The sequence below is a fragment of the Roseovarius sp. 10 genome (genome assembly GCF_033100315.1).
Classification (GTDB): domain Bacteria; phylum Pseudomonadota; class Alphaproteobacteria; order Rhodobacterales; family Rhodobacteraceae; genus M30B80.
The window spans coordinates 494,729-511,992 of the sequence record NZ_JAWLVH010000002.1 but is presented as its reverse complement, the minus strand read 5'-3'; the positions used below and the strand labels follow the sequence as shown (position 1 = coordinate 511,992).

Annotated in this window: 19 protein-coding genes; 13 read left to right on the top strand and 6 right to left on the bottom strand. The window is 56.0% G+C overall.

All coding sequences use genetic code 11. The annotated features are described in order from the left end of the window. The first annotated feature begins 1 nt into the window (after window position 1). The gene (gene ccoS, locus RYZ18_RS09705; protein ID WP_317656515.1) at window positions 2-160 is read left to right on the top strand and encodes a cbb3-type cytochrome oxidase assembly protein CcoS; all 159 of its coding nucleotides are present in this window, start codon (window positions 2-4) and stop codon (window positions 158-160) included. A 3-nt stretch (window positions 161-163) separates the two neighbouring features. Here the strand turns inward: ccoS and RYZ18_RS09700 are convergent, their stop codons facing one another. Then, window positions 164-1,660, bottom strand: a complete 1,497-nt coding sequence (locus RYZ18_RS09700) for a D-alanyl-D-alanine carboxypeptidase family protein (RefSeq protein ID WP_317656513.1) — start codon at window positions 1,658-1,660, stop codon at window positions 164-166. Between the two features lie 262 nt (window positions 1,661-1,922). Here RYZ18_RS09700 and hemF point away from each other — a divergent pair, with 262 nt between their 5' ends. Continuing rightward, complete coding sequence (hemF, locus tag RYZ18_RS09695; RefSeq protein WP_317656511.1) at window positions 1,923-2,804, top strand: oxygen-dependent coproporphyrinogen oxidase; 882 nt, start codon at window positions 1,923-1,925, stop codon at window positions 2,802-2,804. Here hemF and RYZ18_RS09690 read toward each other — a convergent pair. Together RYZ18_RS09690 and hemE are read right to left on the bottom strand one after the other, a co-directional pair. After that, window positions 2,801-3,859, bottom strand: a complete 1,059-nt coding sequence (locus RYZ18_RS09690) for a glycosyltransferase family 4 protein (protein WP_317656509.1) — start codon at window positions 3,857-3,859, stop codon at window positions 2,801-2,803. The two genes, hemF and RYZ18_RS09690, sit on opposite strands and share 4 nt — an antisense overlap. Before the next feature lie 48 nt (window positions 3,860-3,907). Beyond that, window positions 3,908-4,936 carry a uroporphyrinogen decarboxylase gene (gene hemE, locus RYZ18_RS09685; protein ID WP_317656507.1) on the bottom strand — a complete coding sequence of 343 codons (1,029 nt, stop codon included), beginning with the start codon at window positions 4,934-4,936 and terminating at the stop codon, window positions 3,908-3,910. A 118-nt stretch (window positions 4,937-5,054) separates the two neighbouring features. Between hemE and hemC the strand changes: the two genes are divergently transcribed. Next, the gene (gene hemC, locus RYZ18_RS09680) at window positions 5,055-6,011 is read left to right on the top strand and encodes a hydroxymethylbilane synthase (RefSeq protein ID WP_317656506.1); all 957 of its coding nucleotides are present in this window, start codon (window positions 5,055-5,057) and stop codon (window positions 6,009-6,011) included. Window positions 6,012-6,089: 78 nt separating this feature from the next. Here hemC and RYZ18_RS09675 read toward each other — a convergent pair whose 3' ends face one another. Beyond that, complete coding sequence (locus RYZ18_RS09675; RefSeq protein WP_317656505.1) at window positions 6,090-7,559, bottom strand: ABC transporter substrate-binding protein; 1,470 nt, start codon at window positions 7,557-7,559, stop codon at window positions 6,090-6,092. Between the two features lie 293 nt (window positions 7,560-7,852). Here RYZ18_RS09675 and RYZ18_RS09670 point away from each other — a divergent pair, with 293 nt between their 5' ends. Then, the gene (locus tag RYZ18_RS09670; RefSeq protein WP_317656503.1) at window positions 7,853-8,038 is read left to right on the top strand and encodes a hypothetical protein; all 186 of its coding nucleotides are present in this window, start codon (window positions 7,853-7,855) and stop codon (window positions 8,036-8,038) included. On the opposite strand, the gene RYZ18_RS09665 is transcribed toward RYZ18_RS09670, so the two are convergent. Next, window positions 8,035-9,318 carry an acetylornithine deacetylase/succinyl-diaminopimelate desuccinylase family protein gene (locus RYZ18_RS09665; RefSeq protein ID WP_317656501.1) on the bottom strand — a complete coding sequence of 428 codons (1,284 nt, stop codon included), beginning with the start codon at window positions 9,316-9,318 and terminating at the stop codon, window positions 8,035-8,037. The genes RYZ18_RS09670 and RYZ18_RS09665 overlap by 4 nt on opposite strands. Window positions 9,319-9,436: 118 nt before the next feature. Here RYZ18_RS09665 and RYZ18_RS09660 point away from each other — a divergent pair, with 118 nt between their 5' ends. Genes RYZ18_RS09660 through RYZ18_RS09650 form a run of 3 tightly spaced genes read left to right on the top strand, consistent with a single transcriptional unit; the run spans window position 9,437 to window position 11,253 of the window. After that, window positions 9,437-9,715, top strand: a complete 279-nt coding sequence (locus RYZ18_RS09660; RefSeq protein WP_317656500.1) for a hypothetical protein — start codon at window positions 9,437-9,439, stop codon at window positions 9,713-9,715. A gap of 42 nt (window positions 9,716-9,757) precedes the next feature. Next, entirely contained in the window at window positions 9,758-10,360 is a 603-nt protein-coding gene (locus RYZ18_RS09655; protein ID WP_317656499.1) for a DUF1523 family protein, read from the top strand. Window positions 10,361-10,368: 8 nt separating this feature from the next. Continuing rightward, on the top strand, window positions 10,369-11,253 hold the full coding sequence (locus RYZ18_RS09650) for a LysR family transcriptional regulator (RefSeq protein ID WP_317656497.1): 885 nt from the start codon (window positions 10,369-10,371) through the stop codon (window positions 11,251-11,253). Here the strand turns inward: RYZ18_RS09650 and RYZ18_RS09645 are convergent. Continuing rightward, entirely contained in the window at window positions 11,250-11,594 is a 345-nt protein-coding gene (locus tag RYZ18_RS09645) for an ArsR/SmtB family transcription factor (protein WP_317656496.1), read from the bottom strand. The genes RYZ18_RS09650 and RYZ18_RS09645 overlap by 4 nt on opposite strands. A gap of 244 nt (window positions 11,595-11,838) precedes the next feature. Here RYZ18_RS09645 and RYZ18_RS09640 point away from each other — a divergent pair, with 244 nt between their 5' ends. The 6 genes from RYZ18_RS09640 to RYZ18_RS09615 all read left to right on the top strand — a co-directional run bounded on the left by RYZ18_RS09640 (window position 11,839) and on the right by RYZ18_RS09615 (window position 17,251). After that, complete coding sequence (locus tag RYZ18_RS09640) at window positions 11,839-12,177, top strand: AtpZ/AtpI family protein (RefSeq protein WP_317656494.1); 339 nt, start codon at window positions 11,839-11,841, stop codon at window positions 12,175-12,177. A gap of 83 nt (window positions 12,178-12,260) precedes the next feature. After that, a complete protein-coding gene (locus RYZ18_RS09635) occupies window positions 12,261-13,040 on the top strand; it encodes a F0F1 ATP synthase subunit A (protein ID WP_411567109.1) in 780 nt (259 codons plus the stop codon). 56 nt (window positions 13,041-13,096) lie between these two features. Continuing rightward, window positions 13,097-13,333 (top strand): F0F1 ATP synthase subunit C, encoded by a 237-nt coding sequence (locus RYZ18_RS09630; RefSeq protein ID WP_050928673.1) that lies wholly within the window; start codon window positions 13,097-13,099, stop codon window positions 13,331-13,333. 89 nt (window positions 13,334-13,422) lie between these two features. Further along, window positions 13,423-13,971 (top strand): F0F1 ATP synthase subunit B', encoded by a 549-nt coding sequence (locus RYZ18_RS09625; RefSeq protein ID WP_317656493.1) that lies wholly within the window; start codon window positions 13,423-13,425, stop codon window positions 13,969-13,971. A 3-nt stretch (window positions 13,972-13,974) separates the two neighbouring features. Continuing rightward, window positions 13,975-14,550: an ATP F0F1 synthase subunit B gene (locus RYZ18_RS09620; RefSeq protein ID WP_317656492.1), complete on the top strand. Its 576-nt coding sequence runs from the start codon at window positions 13,975-13,977 to the stop codon at window positions 14,548-14,550. 184 nt (window positions 14,551-14,734) lie between these two features. Beyond that, complete coding sequence (locus RYZ18_RS09615) at window positions 14,735-17,251, top strand: FAD-dependent oxidoreductase (RefSeq protein WP_317656491.1); 2,517 nt, start codon at window positions 14,735-14,737, stop codon at window positions 17,249-17,251. The last annotated feature ends 13 nt before the right edge of the window (window positions 17,252-17,264 follow it).

The window sequence follows — 17,264 nt, the reverse complement described above, 5'->3', positions numbered from 1 at the left end:
TATGGATATTCTCGCACTCCTCATCCCCGCGTCCCTGTTTCTTGGGGCTGTTGGCTTGGCTGCTTTCTTTTGGTCGCTGAAAGGCGGGCAATATGATGACCCAGAAGGGGACGCTGCGCGCATTTTGCGCAGTGATTTTGACAACAAGCCCAAAAGTTAAGTTTTACGGCCCGACCACCATGCAGGCTGTGTCGCGCGCCACAAGCCGTGCGCAGGCGCGAGTGGCCTCATCTTCTGTCATGCCCGCGAATTGCGCCTCAAAGCCACCTTGGCGTTGGGTCACATGGCGCAGGGCCTGTTGCAGCGAAGATTCCGACAAAGCCGTTTGCAGCAGCAAACGCTCAGCGGTGTTCTGGGTGGGGTAACGCCCCAAGGATATCGCATAAAGCCGCTCGCCCGTAGACGTAGCACGGGTCACGATTTCAGGCGCAGAAGGTAAGGCGTTTTCAGAAAGTGCTGCCGCCAATTCGATTGGGCGTTGGCTTGGCAAAGGCGCCTCTTCTGGCGCAAGCGCGTCCTCATCTAAACTTGCAAGGGCGGGGCTTGGTGCGTCATCCACGATTACGGGTTGGGTGTCTGCCTCGCTGATGACAGAGGTCACCCCTTCGGCACTGGGGGCTGCGGCTGTGAGCGCCTCCTCAACTGCAACATCAATCGCGGCGAGTAAGGTTTCACTTGGCGGTGTAATCGGAAGCGGGCGCGGTTGCGGCACTAGGCTGCGCGCAACAACCCCTGAGGGGCGGATCGTGCGTGCAACTGGCCCGCGCTCGTAATCGCTGGCAGGCCCACTCCCGCCGCCGCCTGAGCCGCCTGAATAGACGGGGAAGCCTGCCAATCTCAATTCGGCATGGGCAGGCGCGCGGGCAAAGCCCATATCCAATAACTCCGAGACGCGTTGGTTGCGCCATGCCGTAGATTGGCCGCCAAAGACAGTGGCAATGATGCGCACATCGCCGCGCTGGGCGGAGGCCACGAGGTTAAACCCTGCGGCGCGTGTGTAGCCTGTCTTGATCCCATCGGCGCCACGATAGGCCGACAAAAAAGCGCGGTTCGTGTTGCGCACAGTCGCGACACCTGCATCAGTCGAAAGGCGCGAGAACAGGTTATAATATTCTGGATAGTCATAAACCATGCGCCGCCCAAGCATTGTCATGTCATTAGCGGTCGACAAATGGCCCTCGGCAGTCAGGCCATGGGCATTGCGAAATGTTGTGCGCGTCATCCCTAGGGCTTCTGCGGTACGGGTCATGCGCCGTGCAAAAGCCGCCTCTGACCCCTCAATCGCTTCGCCAATGGCCGTTGCCGCGTCATTGGCCGAGCGCACAGCCGCCGCGCGCACCAAATAGCGTAGGCGAATTTGCTGGCCTGCGCGCAAACCGAGTTTCGAGGGGGGTTCTGCGGCCGCGTTTTGCGACACCGTAACCAAGGTGTCCATGGTAATTTCGCCAAGCCGCACCGCCTCAAAAGCGATGTAAAGCGTCATCATCTTGGTCAGAGAGGCGGGGTGCAGCCGTGTATCCGCATTGCGCGAATGCAAAACCTCGCCCGTTCGTGCGTCAATCACCATAGCCGCATAAGGCGCGGCCTTTACGGGTGTCGCAGCGAAAAAGACAACAATTAAAAGCCCCAAGAGGGCGGAAAAAAACCGATTATATGCCACGAGACCTGCTCACTCTGCCTCAATTAACCGTCTTGCGCGGTTGTTATCCTCCGACAATACGGCAGAAGTTTGAAAAAATCCATGATAAACTATTGGAAGGTTTCAGCTTTCTTGATCACAAGAAATTTGTGGCGTGGTGCGGGCCCCATGCTTGCATTTGCAAGCGTATTTTTCATATTTCATTCGGATTTTTGCTTTCAGCGCGTGACCTTATGTCAAAGGTGGTGTTAGGTATGCGCAATACAACTGTAGGACGATTTGCATGACCGATCCCTTTGATGAGCGCAAAGCCCGCGCTGCCGCGTGGTTTAGGCAATTGCGCGATGATATCGTGGCTGCGTTTGAAGATTTGGAAGACCGCCACCAGAGCGCCGATGCCGCGGGACGATTTGATGTGTCGCAGACCAAACGTCATTCTGAGGATGGCAGCGATGCAGGGGGCGGCCTCATGAGCGTGATGCGCGGGGGCAGGGTCTTTGAGAAGGTCGGTGTCAATGTGTCCACTGTGCATGGCACATTGGGCGCGCGCGCCGTGGCGGCAATGTCTGCGCGCAAAGATATGGAAGGCCTGCGGGATGACCCGCGTTTTTGGGCTTCGGGTATCAGTTTGGTTGCGCATATGAACAACCCGCATGTCCCTGCGGTGCACATGAATACACGCATGTTCTGGACGCCGCACGGGTGGTGGTTCGGGGGCGGTTCCGACCTCAACCCTTGCATTGAATATGAGGAAGACACCGCGGATTTTCACGCGGTTCTCAAGGCGCATTGCGATAAGCATGGTGACGACATCTATCCCCGTCTCAAAGCATGGGCAGATGAGTATTTCTATGTGCCGCATCGTGGTCGCGCGCGTGGGGTTGGCGGGATTTTCTACGATGATCTGAACACGGGCGATTGGGAGGCGGATTTCGCCTTTACCCAAGATGTCGGTCGTGCCTTTCTGCCTGCCTTTTTAGGCGTGGTCGAAAAGCGGCGCGAGATGGCATTTGACGAGGCGGATCGTGACGTTCAGTTGATCCATCGCGGTCTCTATGCCGAATATAATCTCGTTTATGATCGCGGCACAAAATTTGGCCTTGAGACAGGCCATGATGCAAATGCTGTTTTGATGAGCCTGCCGCCTTTGGCCAAGTGGGTTTAAGTCCCGCTCAAGAGGCGCTGATAGACTGAGATGATCGCATCTGCTTCGCGTTCTAGCGAAAAGTGATCAACCATATGGGCGCGGGCAGCCGCGCCCATTTTGCTGCGCAACGGTGCATCCTGCAAAAGGTGGTCGATCTGCGTCTCTAGCGCTGCTTGATCTTCAATCCCGACCAAATATCCGGTTTCCCCATCGCGGATCAGTTCTTCGAATGCGCCTGCGCGGGTGGCGACAACGGGAACACCACAGGCCATTGCCTCGAGCGGGGTTAAACCAAACCCTTCGTAACGCTGCGGGGCCACAAACAGATCCACCGCCTGATAATAGGGAATAATCTCGTGGGTTGGAACTTCGGTTGGGAAATGAACCCGCCCCTGAAGGCCTGCTGCGGCGATCTTTGCCTTTAGCGATTTCAGATAGTCTTTATGCCGGTCGGTTGCGCGGCCCAAGATAACCGCCTCTGCCCCCTCATGTTGGGGCAGAAGGTTGATCATTGCATCCACAAACCGATCTGTCCCTTTTGAGGGGCGAATACGGCCATAACATCCAATCAATGGCCCTTTGCCAAAGCCAAGCTTGGCTTTCAGCGCGCCGTGATCGGGCGCAGGGCTGAACGCGTGAACATCAATTCCGTGCAAAATCACAGTTGCGGGTCGATCTAAGAAAGCCGCCGTTTTCTGAGACGTAGCGATCACATGATCCATGTGGCCAATCAGCCATTTCGTGTAGCGCGTGTGGTTTCGTTGTGATGCGGAGGTGAACAGCAGTTTTAACCGCTTTCCAAAAACATGCTTCAGCACGATCCCCGCCAACATTTCATTATTGCGCCTTGCGTGCCAGACGCGCGGACCATGTGGTCCGTTTTTCGACATTGTGAGCAGATCATTGAGCGGGATTTGTGGCAAGCCTGCGGGCAAGCCGCGCCCCACGGCGGCTATCGCCACCTTTTCAGCCTGATGCGGCACGAGGCGCACAATGGTCGCCGTCACCCCAGACAAGCGTTGCTTGAAATTGGGGGCGAGGATGTCGATTTGATCAATCCGAGGGTGCGCCATGCCCCGAGCGTTACCGCGCAAACGCGGCATGGGCAAGCGCCGCGCGACTTACGCGCGGCGAATTTCCTCAAGCAGAACGTGCACATTTTCAGGATCAGCTTCAGGTGTAATGCCATGGCCGAGGTTGAAAATATGAGGCCCGTTTTTCAGCGCGTCCACAATGCGCCGCGCCTCTTGGCGCAAGGCATCACCGCCCGTGATCATCAGCTTGGGGTCAAGATTGCCCTGCACGCAGCCATCCTTTTGTAAATGCTGGGCCGCCCATGTCGCATCAACACTCGTGTCGAGGGCCAAACAATCCGCACCAACAGCCTTTGCGAAGCCGATATATTTGTCGCCCGCCTCACGCGGGAACGCGATGACGGGCAAGCCTGGAAAACGCTGCTTCATCTCTTGGGTGATCTTTTTCGCGGGCGCTAGCGCATATCGGTCAAAAGCCTCGCCTTTCAGCGAGCCTGCCCAACTGTCAAAGATTTTCACGACCTCTGCACCAGCCTCGACCTGCTTCGAGAGATATTCGATGGTCGCATCGGTCAGCAGGTTGATGAGCGCGTCAAAAGTTGCGGGATCTTCTTGGCGCAGTTTATGTGCGGGCGCTTGGTCGGGTGTGCCGCGCCCTGCGATCATGTATGTGGCCACTGTCCATGGCGCGCCTGCAAAGCCAATGAGTGTGGTCTCTTTGGGCAATTCTTGCGACAAGATTTTGACGGTTTCGTAAACGGGCGCGAGATGGTCGTGGATGTCGTCCTTGCCCTTCAAAGGCTTTAAGCCGTCTGGCCCAGTGATTGTAGAGAGGCGTGGGCCTTCACCCGTGACAAACCACAAATCCGCGCCAAGCGCATCGGGGATCAAGAGAATATCTGCGAAAAGAATTGCAGCATCGAACCCGTAGCGGCGGATTGGTTGCAAGGTGACTTCTGCCGCCAAATCGGGTGTGTAGCACAGCGAAAGAAAATCCCCAGCCTGCGCGCGTGTCGCGCGATATTCGGGCAAGTAGCGCCCCGCTTGGCGCATCAGCCAGACGGGTGGGGTGGGGAGGGTTTCGCCGCTCAACGCGCGCAGAAGTGTTTTTGTCATGGTCGATCCGATTTTCTTGTGCCAAATTTCTTTGGATGTAGGCTCAATCCTGTCCTAACCTGCCCAAGCCATGCTGTCTATGGTTGTCATGTCAAGTTGACAGAGTTAGAAAGAACCCATGAAAAACGAACGACCAACTCCCGCCTCTCCGCTGCGCATTGGCACGCGTGGTTCTCCCCTTGCTTTGGCGCAAGCCTATGAGACGCGCGCGCGGCTTGCAGCGGCCTTTGATCTGCCGCATGAGGCCTTTGAAATTGTGGTCATAAAAACCACAGGTGACAAGGTTTTAGACCGTCCCCTCAAGGAAATTGGCGGCAAGGGTCTGTTCACTCGCGAGATAGAAGAAGACCTGCTATCTGGGGCGATTGATATTGCGGTGCATTCCATGAAGGATATGCCCGTGTTGCAGCCTGAAGGTTTGCTGCTTGATTGCTACCTCCCGCGCGAGGATGTGCGCGATGCATTTGTGTCACTTGAATTTGACAGTCTCGATGCCTTACCCGCTGGCATGAAGGTTGGCTCATCTTCGCTGCGTAGGCGTGCGCAATTGACTGCGCGCCGTCCTGATCTCGAGGTGGTCGAGTTTCGTGGCAATGTGCAGACGCGAATGAAAAAACTGGAGGACGGGGTCGCAGGAGCCACGTTTTTGGCGCAGGCAGGTCTTAATCGATTGGGCATGGCCGATGTCGCGCGTTCTGCTATTTCACCCGAAGATATGCTGCCCGCTGTTGCACAAGGCGCTATCGGGATTGAGCGGCGCGCGAATGATCCCCGCACGGCCGAGATGTTGGCCGCTATTCATGATCGCGACACGGGCATCAGGCTTGCCGCTGAGCGCGCGTTTTTGGCGGGGCTTGATGGCTCATGCGAAACCCCGATTGCAGGTCTGGCCGAGATTGATGGCCCTATGTTGCGTCTGCGCGGCGAGATATTGCGCCCTGATGGCAGCGAGGTCTTGAGCGAGGATCGCAGCGCCCCCATTGCTGAGGCCGCGAAGCTTGGCGCTGATATGGCGCGAGATTTACGCGCGCGCGCAGGTGAAGGATTTTTTGATTGGATCACCGCCAAGGCTTGAGGCGCGCGTGACAAGAGATGAAAAAAGCCCCGCTTCGCAGATGCCAAGCGGGGCTTTGTTAACGGGGCATCGCGTGCCCTAGTCCCAAGAGACGCCTGTCAGATCATTGGCCTGTGTCGGCGAATTTTCCCAAAGACCACGGATGCGCGCATCCGCAACCCCTGTTTTGGCCAACTGAAACAAGTAGCCGTTCACATAATCATCCGCGATCATGCGCTGCATTTGTCCGAGCAAGTCACTACGCGCAGCAGGATCGCTTTCCAAGGTCAGCGCCTCGTTCAGCGCAACAAACTCGGGACGGGCATATTGGAAATAGTAATCCTCCCGCGCATAGATGCCGATATCCATAGGTTCGGTATGGCTGACGATGGTGAGATCAAAATCGCGACCACGGAACACCTGCTCAAGCCACTGCGCCCACTCTAGATTGGTGATTTCTGTCTCAATACCAATCTCACGCAATTGGGCCGCAATGATCTCTCCACCACGGCGCGCATAGGCTGGCGGGGGCAGCATCAGACGCAATGTTACCCCGTCTAGCCCTGCCTCTTGCAGCAAAGCACGCGCGCGTTCTGGGTCGTAATTCGATTGCGCGGTCAGATCGACATAGTCGGGATTATGCGGCGCGAAATGTGTGCCAATGGGTGTGCCATAGCCAAACATAGCGCCGTCAATAATGTCTTGCCGATTGATCGCGTGCGAAATCGCCTCTCTCAGGCGGATATCATCAAGCGGGCTTTGCTTGTTGTTCATCGCCAAAATTGTCTCGCCTTCGGTCGAGCCGACAATCACGTTAAAGCGTGGGTCTGCCTCGAATTGGGCCAAAGTTTCAGGCGCTGGGAAATTTGGGAAAGCATCGACATCACCTGCCATCAATGCGGCATAGGCGGCATTTGGATCCGTGATGAAGCGGAAGGTTGCGCTGTCAAGCGCGATGGGCGTGCCCCAATACGCGGCATTGCGGGCCAGTTCCACGCGATCCCCTTGCACCCAATCGACAAAGCGGAAGGGGCCTGTGCCAATGGGGTTGGTCGCGTTTGTTTCTGCGCTTTCGGGGGCCACGATCACCGCATCCCCCCAAGCCATCTTGAACAAAAAGGCCCCATCAGGGGCGTTTAGCGTAACCACAACGGTGTCAGGGCTTTCTGCGACAACAGAGGCGATACCTGCAAAGAGGGCGGCCTGTGCGTTGGTGGTGCCCTCAGCGCGGGCCCGATCTAGGCTAAAGACCACATCATCCGCATTCATGTCGCTGCCATCGTGAAACTGCACATTTGGCGCGAGGGTGAAGCGATAGGTTAAACCATCGTCTGAAATCTCCCATGATCGCGCAAGCGCAGGTTGCACAGAGCCGTCAGGGCCGAACCGTGTCAGGCCTTCAAAAACATTGGCATAGACCACCTCATCAATGGCCGCTGCTGCACCTGCTGTAGGGTCGAGATTTGGCGGCTCAAGCACCATCCCGATTTTGATGCTATTGCCTTGCGCAAAGGCGCATGTGGTGGAAATGATCAACGCCGTTGCGGCGGATGTTAGAAACCGAACCATGTGGCCCTCCCGCGAAAGTTCAGAGGGCCATCGTAGTGCCGCAAGGCTTGGTCTGGCAAGCGTTCTGGTTGTAATGCGGCCTGCTTGCTGTGCCTTTTGAGGGAATTGGGATCGGCGGAAGGCTGCGCATACTGTCGCAGAACTGTCATTTCCGACTCGCCCGAATCGTGACGAGAGGTTAACGCTCTGAGTCGGATCGGCACTTGCTGGTTCTGATAAGCCCCTCGGCCATAGCGCGATATACGCTTTGCGGCGATGCGCTGAGGCGAGGGTCGAACTCGGGAGATACGCATATGGTATGCGATACAGCACAGACTATCCTCGCCCTGTCTGCCGAAGAGGTCAGTAATTTCGTAAAAGAGCAAGCCAGCAGCCGCAAACTTTCGGGGCTGATGAAGGCTTTGAACGATGCGGCCCTCAAGGGTGACAAGATCGCGCAACGCGCGATTGAGCATATGGGTTTTGTTCTTCAGCCCTAAGCTGTTGGTAGCAATTCTGCCAAGGTCAGCGCCATAACAAGCGCGCTGTCTGCCATGTCATCAACCACAACCCATTCATCGGGTTGGTGGGCAAGCTCCAAAATACCTGGCCCGTAGGCGATGCAGTTTTTCAACCGACCAATGCGGTCGATATGTTTTTGGTCATAGGTGCCTGGGCTGACCACATATTCCGCTTTTTGGGCCAGCACGCGTTCGATGGCCTGGCCCACCGATTGCACAAGCGGGCTGCTTTCATCCGTCATGCTCGGTTGCACCTCGAACAGATCGGAAATCTCATAGTCAAATCGGGGGCGGCTGGCTTTGATTTGCTCTAGCATATCGGTCAATTCCGCTTTGACCGCTGCGATGTCCTCTTCAATCAAAAAGCGGCGATCAATCACGATGCGGCAGCGATCTGCAACACATGGTGCGGGCAGGCCAGTGTAATCATCGGCCTGTTCAGGCTCGCCTCCATGGATTGAATTGATATTCAGCGTGGATTGGCGCGCCTGCGGCGGCACGACTGGCATGGCAGTGGTTTTCCCTGCGAGGAGTGGCAAAAGATGCGTTTCTATTTCAGCGAGAACCGCGCCCATGTGAGAGATGGCGCTGTCGCCCAAGAATGGCATTGAGCCATGCGCAATGCGCCCCTTCGTTTCGACCTGTGCCCACCATACGCCACGATGGCCAAGGCAGATGCGGTCTTTTTGCAAAGGTTCGGGGATAATAACATGCTGAACGCGGGCAGGGTCAAATCTGCCCTGCTCGGCCAGATAGGCAACACCGCCAAAGCCACCTGACTCCTCATCTGCGGTGGCAGAGATTTCAATCGCACCTGCGAATTTTGGGTAGGTGGCAATAAAGGCCTCAGCTGCGATGATTGAGGCTGCAAGTCCACCTTTCATATCGCACGCCCCGCGTCCGTAAATGCGGCCATCTTCGAGAACCCCACCAAAAGGCGGCTTCGTCCATCCATGCCCAACCTCCACGACATCGTGATGGCTGTTGAAATGAACGGTGTCCCCCGCTGCGCCGCCCTCATAGCGCGCCACCATGTTCCATCGTGGATATGTATCGCTATCGGCAAGCGCCCCTGTGGCGCGGATTAAGTCAACCGTGAACCCCGCTGCCTCCAAGCGCTGTTTGAGATAGTCGCAAATTTCGCGGTAGTTTTGACCGGGCGGGTTGAGGGTGGGGATGCGGATCAAATCTTGGGTCAGTGCAATCAAATCGTCCCGCCGTGCGGCAATCGCAGTTTCAAGTTGATCTTTGCTGTCCATTTTTGTCCCACCTTCTGTCTTTTTCAGCTTGCTGTGGGAATTTGCGCATTGCAAGCCCGTGCAAATTTTTGCGCCGTGCCTATATCAGGGATGAGTCACGGATCTGGGAGAACAGGGTGTGATTATTCGCATAGCCTTGCTGATGGCGGTGCTTTTGACAGTGGTCTTTGTATCGCTCTATTTTTATTTGCGCGCAGGCCAGCGTGAGGCCTTAATCGAGGAATGGCAAAAGCGCGATCCGTCTGATGCCGCGAATGAGCATCGTGAGGATTGGATCAATCGCCGTCTGGCAGGATCTATGCGTAAAATCGCGCTGCGTTTGGCGGTTGTGGTTTATGCTTTGCCACTGGCGGCGCTGTTCCTTTATGTTGGGTTCACCGATCCGTTCGCGCCTTAGAGGGCGCAATGGGAAAATAAACGACAAAGGGGCAGGCGGCGCATGCGTTGGCCACGGATCATAGCATTACTGATATTGGGCGCGCTCCTTGTCGCGTTCTTCCACTATACGCTGCCGCAACGGGATATTTTGCGGATCACGCAGACAGAAATCATTAGGCAAGATTTTTCAGGCCTCAACCGCATCTTCTATGCGCGCGGCGATACAGGCAGCGCACAACTCGCATCGCGCGATTTGCGTTTGATCAATACGGTCGATGCGCAGGGCGAGGTTCACGTGTTCCGCAATGAGGATACAGGTTTTGGGTGGCCTCCTTATTTCAAGTTGGACAGCTCAGACCTGCAGGCCGAAGCGGCAAACCTGATTTCGACTGCGGCTGACCCGATTTGGGTAGCGGTTACCCATTACGGATGGCGTTCGCGCCTTTTGACGACCTATCCCAATGCTGTGGCCTTGCGTCAGGTGGCAGGGCCAGATGTGACGCTGATCCCATGGATGCCGATTACGATTCTCGTCCTTCTTTTGGGTGTCTTGTTGGCCCTATGGCGCTTGTGGGAGCGGTTTGAAGCCCGCATTCTTGATCCGCTTTATGACAGGGCGGCTGTGTTTTGGTCGAAAAGCCGTGATCGTTTGCGCGGCAAGTAAAGGGTGCGATGATGGATGCATGGGATGAGGTGCGCACGGCCTATCATGTGGCACGACTGGGCACGGTGTCTGGGGCCGCAGATTATCTATCGGTGCATCATGCTACAGTGATCCGGCATATAGACGCGCTTGAAGGGCGTCTTGGGGTGCGGTTGTTTCATCGTCATGCGCGCGGCTACACCCCCACCGAGGCCGGGCAGGATTTGCTCGCGACTGCCGCTGAAACTGAAGCGCGGTTTTCACAATTGGCCTCGCGGATTGCAGGGCAGGGCGATACGCTGTCGGGGGAATTGGTGCTGACCGCGCTTGGCTTCGTGGCGCAGTTGTTGATGCCCGCATTGGCCGAATTACAAAACGATCATCCAGATTTGCGCATTCGTTTGGTGACGGATGAGCGCGTCTTTCGGATGGAATTGGGCGAGGCGCATATTGCCATTCGTGCAGGGTCTGCCCCATCGGAGCCCGATAATGTCGTGCAGCCCTTTTTCACGCTCAGGGCGCGTCTTTGCGCAACCAAGTCCTATCTCGAACAGCACGGGCCATTCAGCCTAGAAGCAGCAGGGCAGCATCGCTTTGTGGCAACCACTCAAGCCGATAGCCGCGCGCCGTTTTTAAGATGGCTCAAGGATCATGTGCCTGAAGATGCAATCGTGTTTCGGGCCTCAGATTTCGCGAGTGCGATTGAGGCCGTTCATGCGGGGATCGGCATAGGCTTTGCACCTGCCTTTGCCCTTGAGCAAAATGCAGACTTGGTTGAGGTGATGCCCTCACTGGACGAATGGAATTCTTCTGTCTGGTTGGTCACCCATGTCGATTTGCATCGCAGCCCAAAGGTGCAGCGCGTCTTGGCCTATCTTAAAGATTACGCCAAAAATATCGTGGGGACGGTTTAACCGCCCTGCGTATCAGCCCCATCCAATTCGCGGGCGAGAAAGGCTTCGAACTCGTCTAGGTGGATGGGTTCGAATTGACCAAACCCCTGCATCCAAACACTTGCGGCGCGCAGCGCGTCAGGCTCGAGTTTGCACCACTTGACCCGTCCCCGCTTTTCTTGGGCAATCAGTCCCGCATGGGCAAGGATGGCGAGGTGCTTTGAGATCGCAGCCAGAGACATTTCAAACGGTTCCGCCACATCGGTCACGGCCATGTCATCTTCGAGCAGCATCGACAAGATCGCGCGGCGGGTTGGGTCTGCCAAGGCAGCAAAGGTCAGATCTAGGGAACTGGCACTCATATTGGCATCCTATCCTGCCTTCTGAGGCAATCGTCAACCATTTGGTTGAATATAGGAAATTGTCGAAATTTGCCGCAGACCTTCTAACGGGTGGATTTGACCAACTTGTCGCAGGTAATTTTATTACTTTATATTCAATAGCTTATGCGTTTCTCTGCGGGTGCAAAGTTTCGTTGACTCTGGCGCGGCCTGTTCTTAGGTTCCGCGCGACACCCGAGGGGCGTTTTCTGAAGGTGCTTTGCACATGACCGAGCCATCGCCAAATCCCGACCGCCTTAAGGCGTTGGAAGAAAAATTGGCAAACATTCGGTCGCGCGAGGCCGACAAGAAACCACCGATGGGGGAGCATTATTCCCAAGCGCAGCACGCGTGGCGGATGGTGATTGAACTGGTCAGCGGGTTGTTGATCGGTGTTGGCATAGGCTGGGGCTTGGATAGCCTCTTGGGCACGCGCCCTTGGCTGATGGTCGTTTTTACATTGCTGGGCTTTGTGGCTGGGGTCAAAACGATGATCCGATCTGCGCAAGAGCTTCAGAACCAAGCCCAAGCCCGCGAAAACGCGGATGAGGGCGGCACAAAATAAGGGGATACACCGTGGCTTCGGATGTAACGAATTCTGATCAGAACAAGCCCTCTAATTCGGGCAAGCCGATTGCATTTGTTCTTTTGGCCATCGCGGCTGTGCTTTTCGTCTTGGGTCTACTTGACGATTACGAAGGCGGCTTGGCGATCCACCCGATGGATCAATTCGTCATCTCCCCATTGTTTGGTGACACGCTGAACTGGTACACGCCGACCAATTCCACGCTCTGGATGGCGCTCAGCGTCATCGCGATTGTGGCATTGATGGTCATGGGCACGCGCGGTCGCGCCGTGGTTCCATCGCGCGGCCAGTCGGTCGCTGAGCTGATCTATGGCTTCGTGCGTAAGATGGTCGAAGATGTTGCAGGCAAAGATGCACTGCCCTTCTTCCCCTATATTTTCGCCCTGTTTATGTTCATCTTGTTGTCGAACCTCTTGGGCCTGATCCCAATGAGCTTTACCACCACATCGCATATCGCGGTGACCGCGATTTTGGCGGCGGCGGTATTCCTGACAGTGACCTTGGTGGGTTTCATCAAGAACGGCGCAGGCTTCCTCAGCCTGTTCTGGGTCAGTTCCGCGCCATTGGCGTTGCGCCCGATCCTTGCCATCATCGAATTAATTTCTTACTTCGTGCGCCCCGTCAGCCACTCCATCCGTCTTGCGGGTAACTTGATGGCGGGCCACGCAGTTTTGAAAGTGTTTGCAGGTTTCGCCGGCGCGATGGGCGCCGCAGCCTTCGCCCCAATCTTGGGCATTGTCGCGATCTACGGGCTCGAAGTGCTCGTATCCGTGATCCAAGCCTATGTGTTCACCATCCTAACCTGCGTCTATCTGAAAGACGCGCTGCATCCGCATCACTAAGCGGATCACGATTCAGGACACCTATTCAGCCAATTCCAACGTAAGGAGAAACGGAAATGGAAGGCAATATCGCAGAACTCGGTCAATTCATCGGTGCAGGCCTTGCCGCTATCGGCTCTGGCGCAGCAGCGATCGGTGTGGGCCATGTTGCAGGCAACTTCCTCGCAGGTGCTTTGCGTAACCCATCTGCAGCTGCAGGTCAGACCGCAACGCTCTTCATCGGTATCGCGTTCGCAGAAGCTTTGGGGATCTTCGCGTTCCTCGTTGCACTTCTGCTGATGTTCGCAGTCTAAGCCTTTAGCGAACCATCCTTACGGCTGGGTCGCTTTGCGCGCAGCGCGCCACAGCGGCCCAGTGTAATCACCGGTTCCAGGAGGACATGATGGCAGAGACTGCCCACAACGTTGCCAGTGCAGCCCATGGTGGCGAAGCCGCCTCGGGGGGTATGCCGCAACTCGACTTCTCCACCTTCCCGAACCAGATTTTCTGGCTCGTGGTTACACTGGTGGTCGTTTATTTGATCTTGAGCCGCGTGGCGTTGCCCCGCGTTGCATCCGTTTTGGCAGACCGCCAAGGCGCGATTGCAAAGGACATTGCCGCTGCTGAAGACCTCAAAGCCAAAGCTGCTGAAGCGGAAGAGGCCTATAACAAAGCCCTCGCAGATGCGCGCGCGCAAGCGCAAGACATCATCGCCCAGACCCGCAGCGAAATCGCGGCTGAATTGGCGGATGCAACTGCAAAAGCGGACGCGCAGATCGCTGCGAAGGCAAAAGAATCTGAAGCGCGTATCGGTGAGATCCGCGCAGGCGCTGTGAAAAACATCGAAGCGGTCGCAAAAGATGCGACAACCGAGATTGTAACGGCACTTGGTGGCGGCAAGCCCGATGCCAAGGCGCTGAAAGCGGCCATTGCAGAGCGGATGAAAGGATAAGCCATGACACTGCGTTACGCGACATTGGCAACATCTGCCCTGACCCTAATCGCGGCGCCTGCTTTTGCAGCAGGTGGTGATTACGGCTTTGCGTCTTTCTTCAACACCAATTACGTGGTGCTGATTGGCTTCATCTTGTTCTTGGCGCTGTTGTTCTATTTCAACGTGCCTGCGATGATCCTCAAGATGTTGGATGACCGCGCGGAAACCATCCGTTCCGAATTGGATGAGGCCCGCAACCTACGCGATGAAGCGCAAGCCGTTCTTGCGGCCTATGAGCGCAAAAGCCGCGAAGTGGCTGAACAATCTCAGCGCATTATCGACCACGCCCGCGAAGAGGCTCGTTTGGCTGCCGATGCTGCCAAAGAAGACCTCAAGCGCTCCATCGCGCGCCGCCTAAAGGCAGCTGAGGAGCAGATCACGAGCGCCGAAGAAAAAGCGACCCGTGAATTGCGCAACCGTGCTGTGGATGTTGCGATTGCGGCGGCGGCAAAGATTTTGGCCGATAGCACCACTGCAACCGAAGCGAACAAGCGCATTGATGCGGCCATCGCCGAAGTGGAAAGCCGCTTGCACTAAGCAGGTATGCTTGGAAGGTAAAAGTTATGAAAAAGGCCCCCTGAGAGGGGCCTTTTTTTTGTTGATTATGTGGCCTGTGTCACAGATGTCGTTTTCTGTCTTTTTTCGGTCGGGCGGGCGAGGCCGCGCGGCTTGACCTCTGGCAAGAGGGGACAACCACAGATCACGCGCGGGAGCGGATATCATGAAGACACATGTCAAAGCCTTGGTTGTCGGCGGCGGTGCCGTTGGCGCATCTATTGCCTATCATCTTGCAAAAGCGGGATGGCAGGATGTGATGCTGTTGGAGAGGGATGAATTGACCTCTGGCTCGACATGGCACGCGGCCGGACTTTTGCCTTTGTTCAACATGAGCTACGCAACCAGCCATATTCACGACTATTCTGTGAAATTCTATAAGACGTTGGAAGAAGAGACAGGCCTCAACGCAGGGTTTGCTGTGGTCGGTAACTTGCGCATGGCGCAGACCGATGCACGCATGGACGAGTTCCACCTTTATGCATCGACCGCTGAGACGGTTGGTATTCCCTACGAGTGGTTGACACCTGCGCAGATTAAAGACCGCTACCCGCTGGTGCGTACAGAAGATCTCAAAGGGGCGCTGTTCCACCCGACTGACGGCTATATCAACCCTGCAGACGTGACCCAAGCCATGGCCAAGGGCGCGCGCCAGCGTGGCGTGATTATCGAGCGCAAGTGGCAAGTTGATGGCTATGAATGGACAGGCGAGGCATGGCGCGTCACTGTCACTAAGATGGTGGAAAAGGGCGGCAATTTGGTTCCGTCTGAGGAAACCCAAGTGATCACTGCCGAACATGTTGTGACCGCAACAGGAAACCATGCGCAGCGCACAGCGAAATTGTTGGGCATCAAAATCCCCGCCATCCCAGTCGAGCATCAATATATCGTCACGGAGCCTGATCCAGAATTGGTGGCCTTCCGTCAAAATGGCGCGCCCGAGCATCCCGTTTTGCGCGATGCAGATGCAAAATGGTATGTGCGCGAAGAACGCGGTGGGTGGATTCTAGGGCCTTATGAAGAAGGCGCACCTGCATGCTTCAAATATGCTGTGCCCGACAGTTTCCGCGCGGATCTCTTCCCGCTCGATCTGGAGCGGATCGAAGAAGAATATATGTCCATGATCCACCGCATCCCGTCCAGTGAGACAGTGGGTCTGAAAGACGATTACAATGGCCCGATCTGCTACACCCCCGATGGGAATCCATTGGTCGGCCCTGCGCCTGGCCTGCGGAATATGTGGTTGGCTGAAGGTTTCAGCTTCGGCATCACCGCGGCAGGTGGCACAGGCTATTATCTGGCGCAGATGATGGTCGAAGGTGAGGCGGAAATCGATATGGCCAGCCTTGACCCTAAGCGTTACGGCCAAGATTGGATGACGACCGAATATGCAGCGCGCAAAAATGAAGAATGCTATGCGCATGTCTATGTTCTGCACCACCCTGACGAAGAGCGCGAAGCCTGCCGTCCTTTGCGCACAGGCCCTGCCTATGATCGTCAAAAGGCGCTTGGCGCGCAATTTGGCTGTGTGAACGGATTTGAACGTCCAAACTACTACGGCCCCAAAGATGCGCCGTCTCATTTCGACCATGATGCGCGCAGTTTCCGTCGCGGCGGATGGTGGAACTTTGCCCGCGAGGAAGCGGAAGCGATCCGTAAAACCGCTGGCCTGATTGATGCAACAGCCTTTGCCAAGCATCGTGTGTTCGGGCCTGGAGCGACTGCTTTCTTGGATTGGTTTACCTGTAACGCATTGCCCAAAGTGGGACGGATTAACCTGACCTATGCGCTGACCGATGCAGGCACGACCCGCACCGAATACACTATCATGCGGATTGCTGAGAATGATTACTACCTCGTCTCTGCAGGCGCGTGGGAGGCCTATGACGGCGATTATCTGCGCAAGGCCGAAGAAGATTTCTGGGCCAAAACCCAAAGCACAGGCAACTGGTTCGCGGTCGAGAATGTGACCACGAAATGGGGTGTCTTTGCCCTTGCGGGGCCAAATTCCCGCGCGATCTTGAACGAGCTTGTCCGTGACGCAGAGCCAGAAACGCGCCTCTCGAACAAGCGTTCGCCATGGCTGTCTGTGCGCGACATCGAGCTGGGAATGGTGCCTGTGCGCGCTGCGCGTGTGGCCTATACAGGTGAGTTGGGTTGGGAATTGCACCATCCGATTGAGATGCAAAATCACCTGTGGGATCAACTTATGGCTGCGGGCGAAAAGCATGGGCTCAAGCTGGTTGGTGCGCGTGCGCAGAACTGGCTGCGTCAGGAGAAATCCTATCGTGCCTTTGGCAATGAACTTGGCCGTGATGCAACGCCGTTGGAGGCGGGCCTAGATCGCTTTGTTGATCTCTCGAAGGAGTTCCATGGCAAGCAAGCAATGCTTGATAAGGGTATCCGCTCTAAATGTGTGACGCTGTTGATAGACGGGCCTCAGGATGCTGACCCATGGGGGCGCGAAGCCTTGTTTGATGGCGAAACCCGTGTTGGGCGTCTGACATCAGGTGGCTATTCCGTGCATTTCGGAAAACAGATCGGCATGGGCTATGTGAAACCTGACTATGCACAGGTTGGGCAAAAGCTGAAGGTGATGATCATGGGCGCGCTTTATGATGCGGAAATTACCGAAGACAGCCCTTATGATCCGAAGAACGTCACGATCCGCGTGGATGGTTGATCCAACCTGATCG

Bases quoted from the DNA above. Each gene is read 5' to 3' on its own strand.
- ccoS (WP_317656515.1), top strand. From the start codon at position 2: ATGGATATTCTCGCACTCCTCATCCCCGCGTCCCTGTTTCTTGGGGCT.
- hemF (WP_317656511.1), top strand. From the start codon at position 1,923: ATGACCGATCCCTTTGATGAGCGCAAAGCCCGCGCTGCCGCGTGGTTT.
- RYZ18_RS09690 (WP_317656509.1), bottom strand. From the start codon at position 3,859: ATGGCGCACCCTCGGATTGATCAAATCGACATCCTCGCCCCCAATTTC.
- hemE (WP_317656507.1), bottom strand. From the start codon at position 4,936: ATGACAAAAACACTTCTGCGCGCGTTGAGCGGCGAAACCCTCCCCACC.
- hemC (WP_317656506.1), top strand. From the start codon at position 5,055: ATGAAAAACGAACGACCAACTCCCGCCTCTCCGCTGCGCATTGGCACG.
- RYZ18_RS09675 (WP_317656505.1), bottom strand. From the start codon at position 7,559: ATGGTTCGGTTTCTAACATCCGCCGCAACGGCGTTGATCATTTCCACC.
- RYZ18_RS09670 (WP_317656503.1), top strand. From the start codon at position 7,853: ATGGTATGCGATACAGCACAGACTATCCTCGCCCTGTCTGCCGAAGAG.
- RYZ18_RS09665 (WP_317656501.1), bottom strand. From the start codon at position 9,318: ATGGACAGCAAAGATCAACTTGAAACTGCGATTGCCGCACGGCGGGAC.
- RYZ18_RS09655 (WP_317656499.1), top strand. From the start codon at position 9,758: ATGCGTTGGCCACGGATCATAGCATTACTGATATTGGGCGCGCTCCTT.
- RYZ18_RS09650 (WP_317656497.1), top strand. From the start codon at position 10,369: ATGATGGATGCATGGGATGAGGTGCGCACGGCCTATCATGTGGCACGA.
- RYZ18_RS09645 (WP_317656496.1), bottom strand. From the start codon at position 11,594: ATGAGTGCCAGTTCCCTAGATCTGACCTTTGCTGCCTTGGCAGACCCA.
- RYZ18_RS09640 (WP_317656494.1), top strand. From the start codon at position 11,839: ATGACCGAGCCATCGCCAAATCCCGACCGCCTTAAGGCGTTGGAAGAA.
- RYZ18_RS09630 (WP_050928673.1), top strand. From the start codon at position 13,097: ATGGAAGGCAATATCGCAGAACTCGGTCAATTCATCGGTGCAGGCCTT.
- RYZ18_RS09625 (WP_317656493.1), top strand. From the start codon at position 13,423: ATGGCAGAGACTGCCCACAACGTTGCCAGTGCAGCCCATGGTGGCGAA.
- RYZ18_RS09620 (WP_317656492.1), top strand. From the start codon at position 13,975: ATGACACTGCGTTACGCGACATTGGCAACATCTGCCCTGACCCTAATC.
- RYZ18_RS09615 (WP_317656491.1), top strand. From the start codon at position 14,735: ATGAAGACACATGTCAAAGCCTTGGTTGTCGGCGGCGGTGCCGTTGGC.